Here is a 14,343-nt window from a genome sequence, read left to right as displayed (position 1 = left end):
TGAGTTTTTTAAGGTTCTCATCGTAAGATGAGTATTGAACATTAACGATTAACCATAGGTTAAGTTAATAAGGGCGCACGGTGAATGCCTTGGCACTAGGAGCCGATGAAGGACGGGACTAACGCCGATATGCTTTGGGGAGCTGTAAGTAAGCTTTGATCCAAAGATTTCCGAATGGGGGAACCCAGCATCTTTGATAGGATGTTACTGCTAACTGAATACATAGGTTAGTAGAGGTAGACGCAGAGAACTGAAACATCTAAGTACCTGCAGGAAGAGAAAGAAAAATCGATTCCCTGAGTAGCGGCGAGCGAAACGGGAATAGCCCAAACCAGAAAGCTTGCTTTCTGGGGTTGTAGGACTGAACACATAGAGTCATAAATGGATTTGGTAGGAGAAGCGACCTGGAAAGGTCTGCCGAAGAAGGTAAAAGCCCTGTATCCGAAACCACATCCACTCTGATCAGTATCCTGAGTACGGCGGAACACGAGAAATTCCGTCGGAATCCGGGAGGACCATCTCCCAAGGCTAAATACTCCCTAGTGACCGATAGTGAACCAGTACCGTGAGGGAAAGGTGAAAAGAACCTCGGAAGAGGAGTGAAATAGCCCCTGAAACCGTGTGCCTACAAATAGTTAAAGCCCGTTAATGGGTGATAGCGTGCCTTTTGTAGAATGAACCGGCGAGTTACGATCCCATGCGAGGTTAAGTTGATGAGACGGAGCCGTAGCGAAAGCGAGTCTGAATAGGGCGAATGAGTATGTGGTCGTAGACCCGAAACCAAGTGATCTACCCATGTCCAGGTTGAAGGTGCGGTAATACGCACTGGAGGACCGAACCCACGTATGTTGAAAAATGCGGGGATGAGGTGTGGGTAGCGGAGAAATTCCAATCGAACTTGGAGATAGCTGGTTCTCTCCGAAATAGCTTTAGGGCTAGCCTCGGAATTAGAATCATGGAGGTAGAGCAACTGTTTGGACTAGGGGCCCTTCTCGGGTTACCGAATTCAGATAAACTCCGAATGCCATTGATTTATATCCGGGAGTCAGACTGCGAGTGATAAGATCCGTAGTCGAAAGGGAAACAGCCCAGACCACCAGCTAAGGTCCCAAAGTTTATGTTAAGTGGAAAAGGATGTGGAGTTGCTTAGACAACTAGGATGTTGGCTCAGAAGCAGCCATCATTTAAAGAGTGCGTAATAGCTCACTAGTCGAGTGACCCTGCGCCGAAAATTTACCGGGGCTAAACATAACACCGAAGCTGTGGATAGAACCATTGGTTCTATGGTAGGAGAGCGTTCTAAGGGCGTTGAAGCTAGATCGTGAGGACTAGTGGAGCGCTTAGAAGTGAGAATGCCGGTATGAGTAGCGAAAGACGGGTGAGAATCCCGTCCACCGAATGACTAAGGTTTCCTGGGGAAGGCTCGTCCTCCCAGGGTTAGTCGGGACCTAAGTCGAGGCCGAATGGCGTAGACGATGGACAACAGGTTGAGATTCCTGTACCAGTTTGTTTTGTTTGAACAATGGAGGGACACAGTAGGCTAAGGAATACGCGCTGTTGGATATGCGCGTCCAAGCAACAAGTTTTGAAGTGAGTCAAATGCTTGCTTCTTTAAGAACAAGTTGTGATGGGGAGGGAAATTAAGTACCGAAGTTCCCGATGTCACACTGTCAAGAAAAGCTTCTAGTTAGAAACAAACTGCCCGTACCGCAAACCGACACAGGTAGTCGAGGAGAGAATCCTAAGGTGTGCGAGAGAACTCTCGTTAAGGAACTCGGCAAAATGACCCCGTAACTTCGGGAGAAGGGGTGCTGACCAATTGGTCAGCCGCAGTGAATAGGCCCAGGCGACTGTTTATCAAAAACACAGGTCTCTGCAAAATCGTAAGATGACGTATAGGGGCTGACGCCTGCCCGGTGCTGGAAGGTTAAGAGGATGGGTTAGCTCTCGGGCGAAGCTCAGAATTGAAGCCCCAGTAAACGGCGGCCGTAACTATAACGGTCCTAAGGTAGCGAAATTCCTTGTCGGGTAAGTTCCGACCCGCACGAAAGGCGTAACGATCTGGGCACTGTCTCAACGAGAGACTCGGTGAAATTATAGTACCTGTGAAGATGCAGGTTACCCGCGACAGGACGGAAAGACCCCATGGAGCTTTACTGCAGTTTGATATTGAGTGTTTGTACAGCTTGTACAGGATAGGTAGGAGCCATTGAAGCCAGGACGCCAGTCTTGGTGGAGGCGTTGGTGGGATACTACCCTTGCTGTATGACCACTCTAACCCACAGCCCTTATCGGGCTGGGAGACAGTGTCTGACGGGCAGTTTGACTGGGGCGGTCGCCTCCTAAAGTGTAACGGAGGCGCCCAAAGGTTCCCTCAGAATGGTTGGAAATCATTCGCAGAGTGTAAAGGCATAAGGGAGCTTGACTGCGAGACCTACAAGTCGAGCAGGGACGAAAGTCGGGCTTAGTGATCCGGTGGTTCCGCATGGAAGGGCCATCGCTCAACGGATAAAAGCTACCCTGGGGATAACAGGCTTATCTCCCCCAAGAGTCCACATCGACGGGGAGGTTTGGCACCTCGATGTCGGCTCATCGCATCCTGGGGCTGTAGTCGGTCCCAAGGGTTGGGCTGTTCGCCCATTAAAGCGGTACGCGAGCTGGGTTCAGAACGTCGTGAGACAGTTCGGTCCCTATCCGTCGCGGGCGTAGGAAATTTGAGAGGAGCTGTCCTTAGTACGAGAGGACCGGGATGGACACACCTCTGGTGTACCAGTTGTTCTGCCAAGGGCATTGCTGGGTAGCTATGTGTGGACGGGATAAACGCTGAAAGCATCTAAGCGTGAAGCCCCCCTCAAGATGAGATTTCCCATCACGTAAGTGAGTAAGACCCCTGAGAGATGATCAGGTTGATAGGTTGGAAGTGGAAGTCTAGCGATAGATGGAGCGGACCAATACTAATCGGTCGAGGACTTAACCAAAGAATAAACGGTGTACGACGGTTTCTAAACGAAGAACAAACTTTTAACTTATCCAGTTTTGAGAGAACAACGTTCTCTAGATTGAAATTTGTGTGGTGGCGATGGCAAGAAGGTCACACCTGTTCCCATGCCGAACACAGCAGTTAAGCTTCTTAGCGCCGATGGTAGTGAAGGGTTTCCCTTTGTGAGAGTAGGACGCTGCCACGCAGATTCAATTATTTTTTTCTCAGATGGAGGTTTAGCTCAGCTGGGAGAGCATCTGCCTTACAAGCAGAGGGTCGGCGGTTCGATCCCGTCAACCTCCACCATGAGTCATTAGCTCAGTTGGTAGAGCATCTGACTTTTAATCAGAGGGTCGCAGGTTCGAATCCTGCATGACTCATAACTAATCATTCAACATGTTTAGTTATGCCATACTTTTGCGGGTGTGGCGGAATTGGCAGACGCACTAGATTTAGGATCTAGCGTCGAGAGACGTGGGGGTTCAAGTCCCTTCACCCGCACCATTTTTTTTTTTTTTGAATGTTTAGTTAAGTACCACTTTAGCCGGCTTAGCTCAGTTGGTAGAGCATCTGATTTGTAATCAGAGGGTCGAGGGTTCAACTCCTTTAGCCGGCATTTTGTTGCGAAAGTAGTTCAGTGGTAGAACATCACCTTGCCAAGGTGGGGGTCGCGGGTTCGAATCCCGTCTTTCGCTTACTAGTTCAACTAGTGAGCTCATTCGTAAGAATGACAAGCTGTTCTAATGCCGGGGTGGCGGAACAGGTAGACGCACAGGACTTAAAATCCTGCGGTGAGTGATCACCGTGCCGGTTCGATTCCGGCCCTCGGCACCATTTGCACCCATAGCTCAATTGGATAGAGTACTTGACTACGAATCAAGGGGTTAGAGGTTCAAGTCCTCTTGGGTGCATTTCTTTTGTAAAAAAAGATAAAACTCAGCATTACGGGAAGTAGCTCAGCTTGGTAGAGCACTTGGTTTGGGACCAAGGGGTCGCAGGTTCGAATCCTGTCTTCCCGATAAACAACTTAGAAGATAATTCCATTTTTTTGTGGGGTTATCTTTTTTTATTATATTATTTTGTAGATACTTCGATTTAATGTAGAATAACAACAGTTTAAATGGTATTTAAAGAAAAAATGAGTAGAGTTGCTTTTCAAATCTTCTTATTTCTCGTATAATTAAAGTCAGGATTAGTCAAGAATGCTTCTTGATTGCTTACTGGAGCATCCTCCGTTATTAGTTTATTTTATTGAGTAAAAAAATAAACTAAGTAAATAAGTCTAGTGTTGGGACGAAAAGAAAAGGAGTGTTACTAAAAAAACGCCATTGCAATGTAAAGTAGATAAGGATATGATGTCTTATCACACATTAAAATGTTTTAGTAACAAGGTAACTCATGCACAATCAAAATATGTCGGATATCATTGAAGCTTATTTAAAGAAGGTTTTAGGCCAAGATGAACAAGTCGAGATTAGACGTAGCGAAATGGCAGATCGATTTAATTGTGTTCCTTCTCAAATAAATTATGTTATAAATACTCGTTTTACTGTACAACAAGGATATTTAGTTGAAAGTAAACGAGGCGGTGGTGGGTATATACGTATTATAAAGGTGAAATTATTAGATGAAGTTGAAATGCTGGATATGATGATTGATATTATTGGAAGTAAAATTTCTCAAAAGAATGCTTATTCTATTATACAAAGGTTGTTTGAATCTGAAATGCTATCGAAGCGTGAAGCCAATATTATGTTATCCGTAATGGAAAAATCACTCTTGAACTCTACTGAAGCAAATGAAAATGAATTAAGAGCTAAGTTATTAGTTGCCTTTTTAACTAATTTAAAATATGAGTAACATATAAAAAACGGAGGCGAAATTGATGAATGAATTATTTTCTGAAAAAGCAAGAATGGTTTTAATCATGGCACAAGAAGAAGCAAAAGGATTTCGTCACCATTCTGTAGGAACTGAACATATTCTTTTAGGTCTTATAATGGAACAAGATGGAATTGCTGGAAAAACACTAAGACAATTTTCCGTTACTGAAATGGATATTCGTGAAGAAATCGAACATTTTACTGGGTATGGAACAATGAAATACCTTTCTAAAAACGCTATTCTTCCGTATTCTCCAAGAGCAAAACAAGCGATTACTTTTGCTACAGATGAAGCAAGACGTATGGGTTCAGCTTTAGTTGGCACTGAGCACTTATTATTAGGCTTATTACGTGAGGAAGATATCTTATCTTCTAAGATATTAAGCAACTTAGATATCAATTTAAATAAAGCCCGTCAAATTGTATTGAAGAAAATTGGATTAAGTGATGTAAACAGTGGCAAAGGTAAAAAAGCAAAACCAGCTACAAAACAAATTGCCGGTACACCTACTTTGGATTCTTTAGCTCGTGATTTAACTGACACAGCAAGAAAAGGTAAGTTAGATCCAGTAGTTGGGCGCTATAAAGAAATTCAACGTATTATTCAAGTATTGAGCCGTAGAACAAAAAATAATCCTGTTTTAGTAGGAGAACCTGGTGTAGGTAAAACTGCCATTGCTGAAGGTTTAGCACAAAAAATTGTTGACGGAGAGGTTCCTGCTGCATTAGCAAATAAACGATTAATGATGTTGGATATGGGTTCGCTAGTAGCTGGTACAAAATATCGTGGTGAATTTGAAGAACGTATGAAAAAGATTATTGATGAGATCTATCAAGATGGAGAAGTTATCTTATTTATAGATGAATTGCATACGTTAATTGGTGCTGGTGGAGCAGAAGGTGCTATTGATGCTTCTAATATCTTAAAACCTGCATTAGCCCGTGGCGAATTACAAACGATTGGTGCGACCACTTTAGATGAATACCAAAAGTATATTGAAAAAGATGCCGCTTTAGAACGACGTTTTGCACCTATCCATGTTGATCCTCCTTCAGAAGAAGAAGCAGAAGAAATATTATTAGGCTTGCGTTCTCGTTATGAAGAACACCATGGTGTGGAAATTACAGATGAAGCAGTACATGCTGCTGTTAAGTTCTCATCACGTTACATTACTGCAAGACAGCTTCCTGATAAGGCAATTGATTTAATAGATGAATCTGCTTCTAAGGTGCGTCTAGATGTTTCAAGTAAACCTTCTCCAGTAGCAGCTGCAGTTTCTATTCTAGAAGCTTTGATCCAAGAAAAAGAAGAAGCCATTCAATTACAAGATTTTGAGAGAGCTGCAAAAATTCGTACAAAAGAAATGAAACAACGTAAGAAGATTGAAAGTTTACTTCAAAAACAAGAAGGAAAAGCTTCTTCGAGCTCATTACAAGTAACGGAAAGAGATATTGCAGAAGTAGTCTCCTTATGGACCAATATTCCTGTGCAACAAATGGAACAAAAAGAATCGGATCGTTTAATGAATTTGGAAAATATACTGCATAAAAGAGTTATTGGACAAGAGCAAGCTGTCGGATCAGTTTCTAGAGCGATTAGACGGTCTAGAAGCGGGCTGAAAGATCCTAACCGCCCTATTGGTTCATTTATGTTCTTAGGTCCTACAGGTGTAGGGAAAACAGAACTAGCTAAAGCACTTGCTTCAGCCATGTTTGGTAGTGAAGAAGCATTAGTACGAGTAGACATGTCTGAGTTCATGGAAAAATATAGTACCAGTCGTTTGATTGGTTCGCCTCCTGGTTATGTTGGGTATGATGAAGGTGGCCAATTAACTGAAAAAATCCGTCAAAAACCATACTCTGTTATTCTTTTTGATGAAGTTGAAAAAGCACATCCAGATGTATTTAATATCTTACTACAAGTTCTTGATGATGGTCATTTAACTGATGCCAAAGGAAGAAAAGTGGACTTCAAAAATACAGTCATGATTATGACTTCTAACTTAGGTGCAACAGCTCTAAGAGATGAAAAATCTGTAGGATTTGGTACAGCAAACAATAAAAAAGATCATAAAGCAATGGAAAAACGAATAATGGAAGAATTGAAAAAAACGTTTAAACCAGAATTTATAAATCGTATTGATGACTCTATTGTTTTCCATTCTTTAGAAAAAGAAGAATTGACTCAAATCGTAAAACTAATGGCTCAAACTATTGTTAAACGTCTAAAAGAAATGGACATTGAAGTAAAAATTACTCAAGCAGCAATTGATGTAATTGCAAAAGCAGGTTATGATCCTGAATATGGAGCACGTCCGATTCGTCGTGCACTTCAAAAGGAAGTAGAAGATCGATTGAGTGAAGAGTTGCTAAGTGGTCGAGTTAAAATCGGCGATCAAGTAACAATCGGTGCTTCAAAAGGAACGATTCGTATTACTGTAAAAGATTCAATAAAAAGAAACAACAAAACAGTAACTTCAAGTGAAAATAGTTAAGTTGTTTTTTTAAAGTAAAGTTAGAGAAACGTCTGCTATCGTATAAGATGGTAGACGTTTTTATTCGTATTTTATATTTCTTTCTGCTATGATAAATTTAAAGAAATAACGAAAGGAAAGTGACTAAATATGAAAAATTCGACAAAAGCATTATTGATAGGATTCGGAACACTTTTTACAGTTGGGGCTATTGTTGTTTCTTCTTCAAATATGGCAATGGAAAAAATTGAGTCTAAAATGAATCGTAAAAGAGCTAGATATTTCGTAAAAGATAAATTAAAAGGCAACGAAAATGCTATGAGCGTAATTGATGATTTATCTGATATGGAAGTTGCTAATTTATTGGGTGTGGTAGATAAAGTGTCTGATTTAAGAGGCAGTATGAGCTCTTATGGAGAACACCTAAAAGATACTACACACGACTTTAAAGAAACACTTATGGATAAAAAATCAGATTTACAACATGAGTTTAAACACCAAAAAAAAGGGCTAAAACATAAATTTAAAAAATAATACTATTGTTATAAAAAAAATAATCTACCGCTAACTTTTTTCATTAGCAGTAGATTATTTTTTTTAGATTGTTAATAAATAACAAAGCAGCAAATCATCTCTGTTTTTTAATGAAAGACCAGACTCTTCATAGAAACGATCTAGTCGATATTGTAAAGTATTGCGATGGATGTAAAGATATTTAGCTGCTAAGCTGATATTTCCTTGGTTTAGCCATATAGCGGTAATGAGTTCTTTTATTTCGGAATGAGAAATGAGTTCTTCTTTTAATTGTTGTATAATCGGACTTTTAAATAGAGCTTCAGAAGCATAATAACTTAGTGCTATATCAGGTAATGAAAATACTTGCTTGCTTTTATCCAGCTGATTGAAAAAAATAGTTTGCTCTTCGTTAAAAATATCCTTGATTTCTAATGAAATAGACCAGTATTGACCAATATAACCTTTTGTTTTTATCGAAAAATCATCATCTAAAGTTTGTAAAATACCTATCGTCTCATCTTGGTTTAGTGAATAACCTGAATAGTGCTGAATCAAAAGACCATAATGGTCATTGATAAAAAAGGCAGCTTCTACATTTTCAAAAAAACTTTTAAATGCATTTAGCCATAATTTCTTATTAAAATTAGTATCCTTTTTTTTTATATTAAATTGGATAATTCGATGATTTCCAGATTCAGCAGGTAGAATAGAATTATTTTCTATTAAAAAATCATACCATTTTGACTGAGGATTTTCTGGATTTTTTATGTCTGTTTCTTTATTTAAAATAAGGTGAAGCAGCTTTGATTCTGAAGAGGTCAATTGTTTTTTATCAAAATGGATCCATTGATTTTGATAAGGGAAGGTCAAGTAATTCTGATCATTATTCGAATCATCTGTCAAAAAAGCAGATGGGTAAATAGACTTAAGTTGATTAAAATTCATAAAAGCACTCCTTTGAATGAAAACAGTTACAAATGTTCTATACGTTCATTCTATCATTTTTTTAATAAATTTGTAGATGAATTATGCTATGATAAAGAAAAGAATAAACGAGGGAACAAGAAATGTTAACTGCAGAAGAAAAAACGTACTTTATGCAAGAAGCGATCAAAGAAGCTCAAAAAGCAAAAGAGAAATTAGAAGTTCCTATTGGTGCAATAGTTGTGTTGGATGGAAAAATCATTGGCAGAGGTCATAATATAAGAGAAGAATCGAACGATGCAACAACTCATGCAGAAATTTTGGCCATTAAAGAAGCTAATCGCCACTTAGGAAATTGGCGTTTAGAAGAGGCTCAATTATTTGTGACACTAGAACCTTGTCCTATGTGTAGTGGTGCAATGATCTTATCACGCATCAAAGAACTCTATTATGGAGCTAGTGATCCTAAAGGCGGTACTGCTGGAACATTGATGAATTTATTAGATGATAAGCGTTTTAATCACCAAGTACAAATTGAGAAAGGTCTTTTAGAGGAAGAATGCAGTGAATTATTAAGCGATTTTTTTAGAGAATTAAGAAGACGAAAAAAAGAAGAAAAAGCACAAAGAAAAGCAAATAAACTACAACAAGACGACAGCCAATTATAAAAAAATAATGATGAGGCTAAGACAAAAATCCCAGCCACTTCTTTATATACGACTGTTTATTCTAAAACATGCTCCAAAAAAGCAGACCGACGTCCACTTCGCGAACAATGCTCGATGGTCGATGACCATACTGCGCTTATTCGTTCCAGTGATTCGGGTCTAAACGCTTATTGTCCCACTCTCATATTCTGTAAAGGTCTAATGTGAAAAAACTAAATTAACTTTTCTATTCTTATTTTGGAAGGTGGTTTTGGTTAATACAGATTATATCAACTTGAAAATAATATAAATATCGGGTTATGATAGAAGAGTTCTAAAAAAGGAGGTATTCTTTTGTTTAATAAGAAAAGAAAAAAATTAGTGATGTATATGTTTTTAGGAATTATGTTGATATTCTTAACTGGGTGTAAAGGTTCAAAAGACATACAAGGTAAATGGTATGCAGAAAATTCCGATGGGAAACAAATGATTATAAATGTAATGGATGAATCTATCACCTTTAGTTCTGAGGGAACTGATGATTGGACTGTATCTTATAAGCAAACGGGTACTGGGTTTAAAAACAATATTAGTTATAAGAAAATAGAATTCGATGATAAAATTTACTCGTTTGTTTTCCCAGACAAGAAAGATATAGACAATGCCATTATTTTGATTCCTTATGATGAAGATGAAGCAACAGAGGGAACTATTTACTGGGTTCTATCTAAAAATGATTTTCCAGATTATAACAAATATAAGTAGTTAGCATAATCCAAAAAGACTATTAGACTGAAAGGACCTTACCTGCATTAAGGAGAAAATAAACTTATTAAATGGACCTATCACGATTAGAAAACGTACTTTTGAATAAATAAAGTTAAATTCTCTAATTTTTGAAAAGTTGAACTTATACATTTATAAAACAAGAAAGGTAACACGTAGTATCTATACTAAAAAACTTCAATGACACAAACGTCGTTGAAGTTTTTTAGTGTTTTTTTAAGATGGAACAGTTAGTGGTGTTTCATCATTTCTTGATCTTTATCAATCACTGCTTGTGCTGCTTTTGTAATTGAAGAGATAAAACCAGCATCTTCCAGAGCTAGGATTCCTTCAACAGTTGTTCCACCTGGAGAAGAGACTTGATCAATCAAATTCCATGGCGTTTCTTCACTGTCCAAGACTAATTTTCCGCTTCCAAGAACAGCTTGAGCAGCAATTTTTGTAGCTACTTCTTTAGACATACCATTTCTAACAGCAGCTCTGGCTAATGAATCGATAAATAAAAAGACAAAAGCAGGTGAACTGCCGGCAATTGCTGTGAAAGTACTAAAATCTTTTTCAGGTAATTCAACAACTTCACCAATAGCTTTAAACATATTGAAGATAAATTCTTTTTGTTGAGAAGTAGTGTAGTCATTTCCACATATGGCAGTCATTCCTTCTCCGATTTGTGAATTTAGATTAGGCATTACTCGAATAATAGCTGTTTCATTGCCGTCATTTAATAGTTCTGATAGTTTTTGAAGGGATGTTCCAGCAGCAATAGATACAACTAAAGGTTGATGAGCAGCAATTTCATCTTTAATTTCTGCCAAAATAGTTGGGAAAACATTTGGTTTAGCTGCAAGTACTAAAACATCGACTTTTCCAGCTAATTCTTTATTAGAAGAACAAGCTTGAGTACCAGTTTCTGAAGTGAAAAGGGCTAATGTTTCTTTGGTTGTATTGTGAACGTAAATATCTTGATGAGAGGTATGCCCATTTTGGATCATACCTTTTATAATGGCACTAGCCATATTTCCAATTCCAATGAATCCTACTTTCATGATGAACACTCCCAGTTTTTCTTTTTATATGTTTATTTTACCATAACTTACAAGACAAAATTAAAAAGCATTAGTTATAACTAAGATGAACATAGAGAAAATAGCTTCTTAATAAAACTTATTGTGGGAAGTTCTATAAGAAAAAATGCTTGTGATAAAACGTAACCATTACGATTTAATCGGTGCTTTAATAATTTACCATGCTTAATTTTAGAAGTCAATCAAATATTATAACTAAATCGATAGTAAAAATAAAGGTTGCATCGATAAATATAATCCTGTATTATACAAAACGTAACCATTACGATTTGTGGCGTAATAATTAAATTCATTGAATACATACGAGTTTAAGTAACAGTGCACTATTTTTTTTACAGGAGGATTATTGATGATGAAAACAAGTAAATTATTAACTATAGGGTTATCTATAATAGGAGTAGGAGTATTCATGAGTGGATGTGGAGCAGCAGAGCAAGCTGATACATCATCAGATAATAGTCATACAGAAGAGACAATAAAAGTAGTAACGACGTTTTATCCTATGTATGATTTCACAAAAAATGTGGCACAAGATTTGGCTGAAGTATCTTTACTTTTACCTGCTGGAACTGAAGTGCATGATTTTGAACCTAGTGCTAAAGATGTTGCCGAGATCCAAGAAGCAGATGTGTTTATTTATAACAGTGAAGAGATGGAAACATGGGTTCCTTCCGTATTAGATACTATTGATTCAACCGAAGTTCTCGTTATTGATGCTAGTGAAGGCATTACCCTTATTGAGAATGAAGCAGTTGAAGAACACAATGATTCAGATCATGAGCACGCAGAGCATACCCATGATCATGATGAAGAAGGGCAAGAAGAGCACAGTCATGCAATTGATCCACATATTTGGCTAGATCCTGTCCTTGCTCAAGAAGAAGTGAACACCATAAAAGAAGGCCTAATTGAAGCTGATCCTGAAAATGAAGAAGGTTACGAAGTTAATGCTGATGCCTATAATCAAAAGTTGGAAGCATTAGATCAAGAATACAGAGGAGCTTTTCAAGAGGCAGAGAACCGAACGTTCGTCACACAACATGCAGCTTTTGCTTACTTAGCTCAACAATATGATTTGAATCAAGTATCAATAGCAGGCTTGTCATCCGAAGAAGAGCCTAGTCCGGCTAAATTAGCTGAATTATCCGAATTAGTCGATCAAGAAGGGATGGAGTATATCTACTTTGAAGATAATAGTTCTTCTAAAATCGCCGAAACGTTGGCAAGTGAAGTTGGTGTTGAGTTAGCTCTATTAAGCCCTTTAGAAGGAGTCAGCCAAGCAGATCAAGATGCTGGAGTAGATTATATCGAAGTTATGAAAAATAATTTAGAATCATTAAAGAAAAGTATCCGTTAAGATCACCATGGAAACTATAAAGCAAAACATCAATTTATTAGCTATCTTTTATCGAATAAAGTAAGATAAAGACACGTCTTACACCATTGAAAGAACAAAATAAATGGTGGCAGGGAGGATAGCTAAATGTTTGATAAGATAAAAAATCCGATTCTTTTTCAAGGAGATTTAACTAAAAACAATTATTTTGAAGGATGGTACTACAAGCACGTTTCATTTGATGAAAAGACCAGCATTAGTTTAATTCCTGGTGTGAATTTGTTTAAAGGAGACGAACATAGTTTTATCCAATACATTTATGTAACGCTAAATGAGCAAAACGAAAAAACGACAAACACAGGGTATATTCGTTATCGTTTAGATGAGTTTAGTTACCAAAATAATCCGTTTTTAGTTCAAATTGGACAAACTATTTTTACGGAATCGTTTGTTTCTATCCATCTGAAAGATGAGCAGTTTACGGTTCAAGGAAAATTAGGGTTAGGTACTTTTCAAAATATAAAAACTTCCATTCTGTCTCCTTCAATTATGGGAGGATTTGCATATATTCCTAAGGTGGAATGTTACCATGGTGTCATTAGTATGAATCATCGCTTACAAGGAACTTTAACGATCAATAATGAAGAAGTTGAATTCACGAATGGCAAAGGTTATATTGAAAAAGATTGGGGCACTTCTTTTCCAAAAGAATACATTTGGATCCACTCTAATCATTTTAAAAATGAAAGTACAAGTCTCTTTTTTTCAATTGCACATATCCCGTTTTACCTGACCACTTTTAAAGGCTTTATTTGCAATATAATAGTGAACGATAAAGAGTATCGTTTTGCGACTTATAATGGGAGTACGGCCAAGATAGTGAGTCAAACGAAAGATACAGCACTGATCGTACTTGAAAATAAAGAAGCAGAATTGACTATTCAGGGAATGATTACAAGTTCTGGTAAACTCATCGCTCCTAAAAATGGGAGTATGAATAAGGCGATCAAAGAAGGGTTATCAGGAGAAATCAGTATTCTTTTAAAAGACAAGAAACAAAATACAATATATCAAGATGAAAGTAAGCTGGCAGGTATTGAAATAGTAGAAGCTTAGGTTAATGAGGTGAGGAAATGGAAAATCTTGAACAGAACATAATTTATGGCTCTTTTGATTATGATTTAGGCAGCCTTTATTTAGCAGCAACCGAGAATGGTCTCTGTTTTGTAGGCTCTCTAAACGAGTCACTGAGAGAACTTGAGGATGGTGTAACAAAATTATTTCCAAAAGCAACTTTAGTAGAAAATACGGTTGGATTACAGCTCTACCATCAACAATTTTTAGACTATTTTAACGGTTCTAGAACTACGTTTATGCTGCCTTTAGATGTGAACGGGACGTTATTTCAACAAAAGGTTTGGAAAGCTTTGACCACTATTCCTTATGGACAAACAAAATCGTATGGTGAAATTGCAGCTGAAATCGGTCAGTCTGGAGCTTTTCGAGCAGTGGGCACAGCAATTGGAAAAAATCCGTTATTGATTGTCGTACCTTGCCACCGGGTCATCCATAAAAATGGGAAGTTAGCAGGTTATCGAGGAAAGTTAGACATGAAAGAAACACTATTAAGTTTAGAGAAAAGACAAGGGAAAGTATGCTAAGAAAGAAAATGAAATAGGATAGATATAAATAGATCATGCCTTGATCCAGGC

General features: G+C 37.8%; 10 protein-coding genes, 8 tRNA genes and 2 rRNA genes. 18 read left to right on the top strand and 2 right to left on the bottom strand.

The annotated features are described in order from the left end of the window. Window positions 1–57: 57 nt before the first annotated feature. The 13 genes from NST49_RS02060 to NST49_RS02000 all read left to right on the top strand — a co-directional run bounded on the left by NST49_RS02060 (window position 58) and on the right by NST49_RS02000 (window position 7,871). Window positions 58–2,978: ribosomal RNA gene (locus NST49_RS02060) — 23S ribosomal RNA — on the top strand. A 91-nt stretch (window positions 2,979–3,069) separates the two neighbouring features. After that, window positions 3,070–3,185: ribosomal RNA gene (rrf, locus tag NST49_RS02055) — 5S ribosomal RNA — on the top strand. A gap of 25 nt (window positions 3,186–3,210) precedes the next feature. Further along, window positions 3,211–3,286 (top strand) — tRNA-Val (locus tag NST49_RS02050). A gap of 1 nt (window position 3,287) precedes the next feature. Beyond that, a tRNA-Lys gene (locus NST49_RS02045) sits at window positions 3,288–3,360 on the top strand. Between the two features lie 39 nt (window positions 3,361–3,399). Further along, window positions 3,400–3,484, top strand: a tRNA-Leu gene (locus NST49_RS02040). Window positions 3,485–3,523: 39 nt separating this feature from the next. Beyond that, window positions 3,524–3,596 (top strand) — tRNA-Thr (locus NST49_RS02035). Between the two features lie 7 nt (window positions 3,597–3,603). Continuing rightward, window positions 3,604–3,675 (top strand) — tRNA-Gly (locus NST49_RS02030). 50 nt (window positions 3,676–3,725) lie between these two features. After that, window positions 3,726–3,814 (top strand) — tRNA-Leu (locus NST49_RS02025). Between the two features lie 3 nt (window positions 3,815–3,817). Beyond that, a tRNA-Arg gene (locus NST49_RS02020) sits at window positions 3,818–3,891 on the top strand. 34 nt (window positions 3,892–3,925) lie between these two features. Further along, window positions 3,926–3,999, top strand: a tRNA-Pro gene (locus NST49_RS02015). A gap of 379 nt (window positions 4,000–4,378) precedes the next feature. Beyond that, entirely contained in the window at window positions 4,379–4,840 is a 462-nt protein-coding gene (locus tag NST49_RS02010; protein ID WP_034538076.1) for a CtsR family transcriptional regulator, read from the top strand. Window positions 4,841–4,865: 25 nt separating this feature from the next. Next, a complete protein-coding gene (locus NST49_RS02005; RefSeq protein ID WP_341046764.1) occupies window positions 4,866–7,358 on the top strand; it encodes an ATP-dependent Clp protease ATP-binding subunit in 2,493 nt (830 codons plus the stop codon). Window positions 7,359–7,487: 129 nt separating this feature from the next. Further along, window positions 7,488–7,871 (top strand): hypothetical protein, encoded by a 384-nt coding sequence (locus tag NST49_RS02000; RefSeq protein WP_034538080.1) that lies wholly within the window; start codon window positions 7,488–7,490, stop codon window positions 7,869–7,871. A 63-nt stretch (window positions 7,872–7,934) separates the two neighbouring features. Here the strand turns inward: NST49_RS02000 and NST49_RS01995 are convergent, their stop codons facing one another. Then, a complete protein-coding gene (locus NST49_RS01995) occupies window positions 7,935–8,798 on the bottom strand; it encodes a helix-turn-helix domain-containing protein (protein ID WP_301426381.1) in 864 nt (287 codons plus the stop codon). A gap of 122 nt (window positions 8,799–8,920) precedes the next feature. On the opposite strand from NST49_RS01995, the gene tadA reads away from it, so the two are divergent. Together tadA and NST49_RS01985 are read left to right on the top strand one after the other, a co-directional pair. Then, complete coding sequence (gene tadA, locus NST49_RS01990) at window positions 8,921–9,445, top strand: tRNA adenosine(34) deaminase TadA (protein WP_023176667.1); 525 nt, start codon at window positions 8,921–8,923, stop codon at window positions 9,443–9,445. A 333-nt stretch (window positions 9,446–9,778) separates the two neighbouring features. Then, complete coding sequence (locus tag NST49_RS01985) at window positions 9,779–10,189, top strand: hypothetical protein (protein WP_023176668.1); 411 nt, start codon at window positions 9,779–9,781, stop codon at window positions 10,187–10,189. A gap of 251 nt (window positions 10,190–10,440) precedes the next feature. On the opposite strand, the gene proC is transcribed toward NST49_RS01985, so the two are convergent. Then, window positions 10,441–11,256, bottom strand: coding sequence for a pyrroline-5-carboxylate reductase (gene proC, locus NST49_RS01980; RefSeq protein ID WP_034538084.1), 816 nt, complete (start codon window positions 11,254–11,256; stop codon window positions 10,441–10,443). Window positions 11,257–11,644: 388 nt separating this feature from the next. On the opposite strand from proC, the gene NST49_RS01975 reads away from it, so the two are divergent. The 3 genes from NST49_RS01975 (at window position 11,645) to NST49_RS01965 (ending at window position 14,292) form a co-directional block, all read left to right on the top strand. Beyond that, entirely contained in the window at window positions 11,645–12,652 is a 1,008-nt protein-coding gene (locus NST49_RS01975) for a metal ABC transporter substrate-binding protein (RefSeq protein WP_023176670.1), read from the top strand. Between the two features lie 126 nt (window positions 12,653–12,778). Then, on the top strand, window positions 12,779–13,747 hold the full coding sequence (locus NST49_RS01970) for a tocopherol cyclase family protein (protein WP_341046756.1): 969 nt from the start codon (window positions 12,779–12,781) through the stop codon (window positions 13,745–13,747). A 17-nt stretch (window positions 13,748–13,764) separates the two neighbouring features. Continuing rightward, the gene (locus NST49_RS01965; RefSeq protein ID WP_023176672.1) at window positions 13,765–14,292 is read left to right on the top strand and encodes a methylated-DNA--[protein]-cysteine S-methyltransferase; all 528 of its coding nucleotides are present in this window, start codon (window positions 13,765–13,767) and stop codon (window positions 14,290–14,292) included. The last annotated feature ends 51 nt before the right edge of the window (window positions 14,293–14,343 follow it).

This window comes from Carnobacterium sp. FSL W8-0810, assembly GCF_038007125.1.
In the GTDB taxonomy this organism is placed as follows: Bacteria; Bacillota; Bacilli; order Lactobacillales; family Carnobacteriaceae; genus Carnobacterium_B; species Carnobacterium_B inhibens.
This window is presented reverse-complemented; position numbering and strand designations above follow the sequence as displayed.

What these genes read in the sequence shown, in the direction of transcription:
- NST49_RS02010 (WP_034538076.1), top strand. Translation starts at nt 4,379, where the DNA reads ATGCACAATCAAAATATGTCGGATATCATTGAAGCTTATTTAAAGAAG.
- NST49_RS02005 (WP_341046764.1), top strand. Translation starts at nt 4,866, where the DNA reads ATGAATGAATTATTTTCTGAAAAAGCAAGAATGGTTTTAATCATGGCA.
- NST49_RS02000 (WP_034538080.1), top strand. Translation starts at nt 7,488, where the DNA reads ATGAAAAATTCGACAAAAGCATTATTGATAGGATTCGGAACACTTTTT.
- NST49_RS01995 (WP_301426381.1), bottom strand. Translation starts at nt 8,798, where the DNA reads ATGAATTTTAATCAACTTAAGTCTATTTACCCATCTGCTTTTTTGACA.
- tadA (WP_023176667.1), top strand. Translation starts at nt 8,921, where the DNA reads ATGTTAACTGCAGAAGAAAAAACGTACTTTATGCAAGAAGCGATCAAA.
- proC (WP_034538084.1), bottom strand. Translation starts at nt 11,256, where the DNA reads ATGAAAGTAGGATTCATTGGAATTGGAAATATGGCTAGTGCCATTATA.
- NST49_RS01975 (WP_023176670.1), top strand. Translation starts at nt 11,645, where the DNA reads ATGATGAAAACAAGTAAATTATTAACTATAGGGTTATCTATAATAGGA.
- NST49_RS01970 (WP_341046756.1), top strand. Translation starts at nt 12,779, where the DNA reads ATGTTTGATAAGATAAAAAATCCGATTCTTTTTCAAGGAGATTTAACT.
- NST49_RS01965 (WP_023176672.1), top strand. Translation starts at nt 13,765, where the DNA reads ATGGAAAATCTTGAACAGAACATAATTTATGGCTCTTTTGATTATGAT.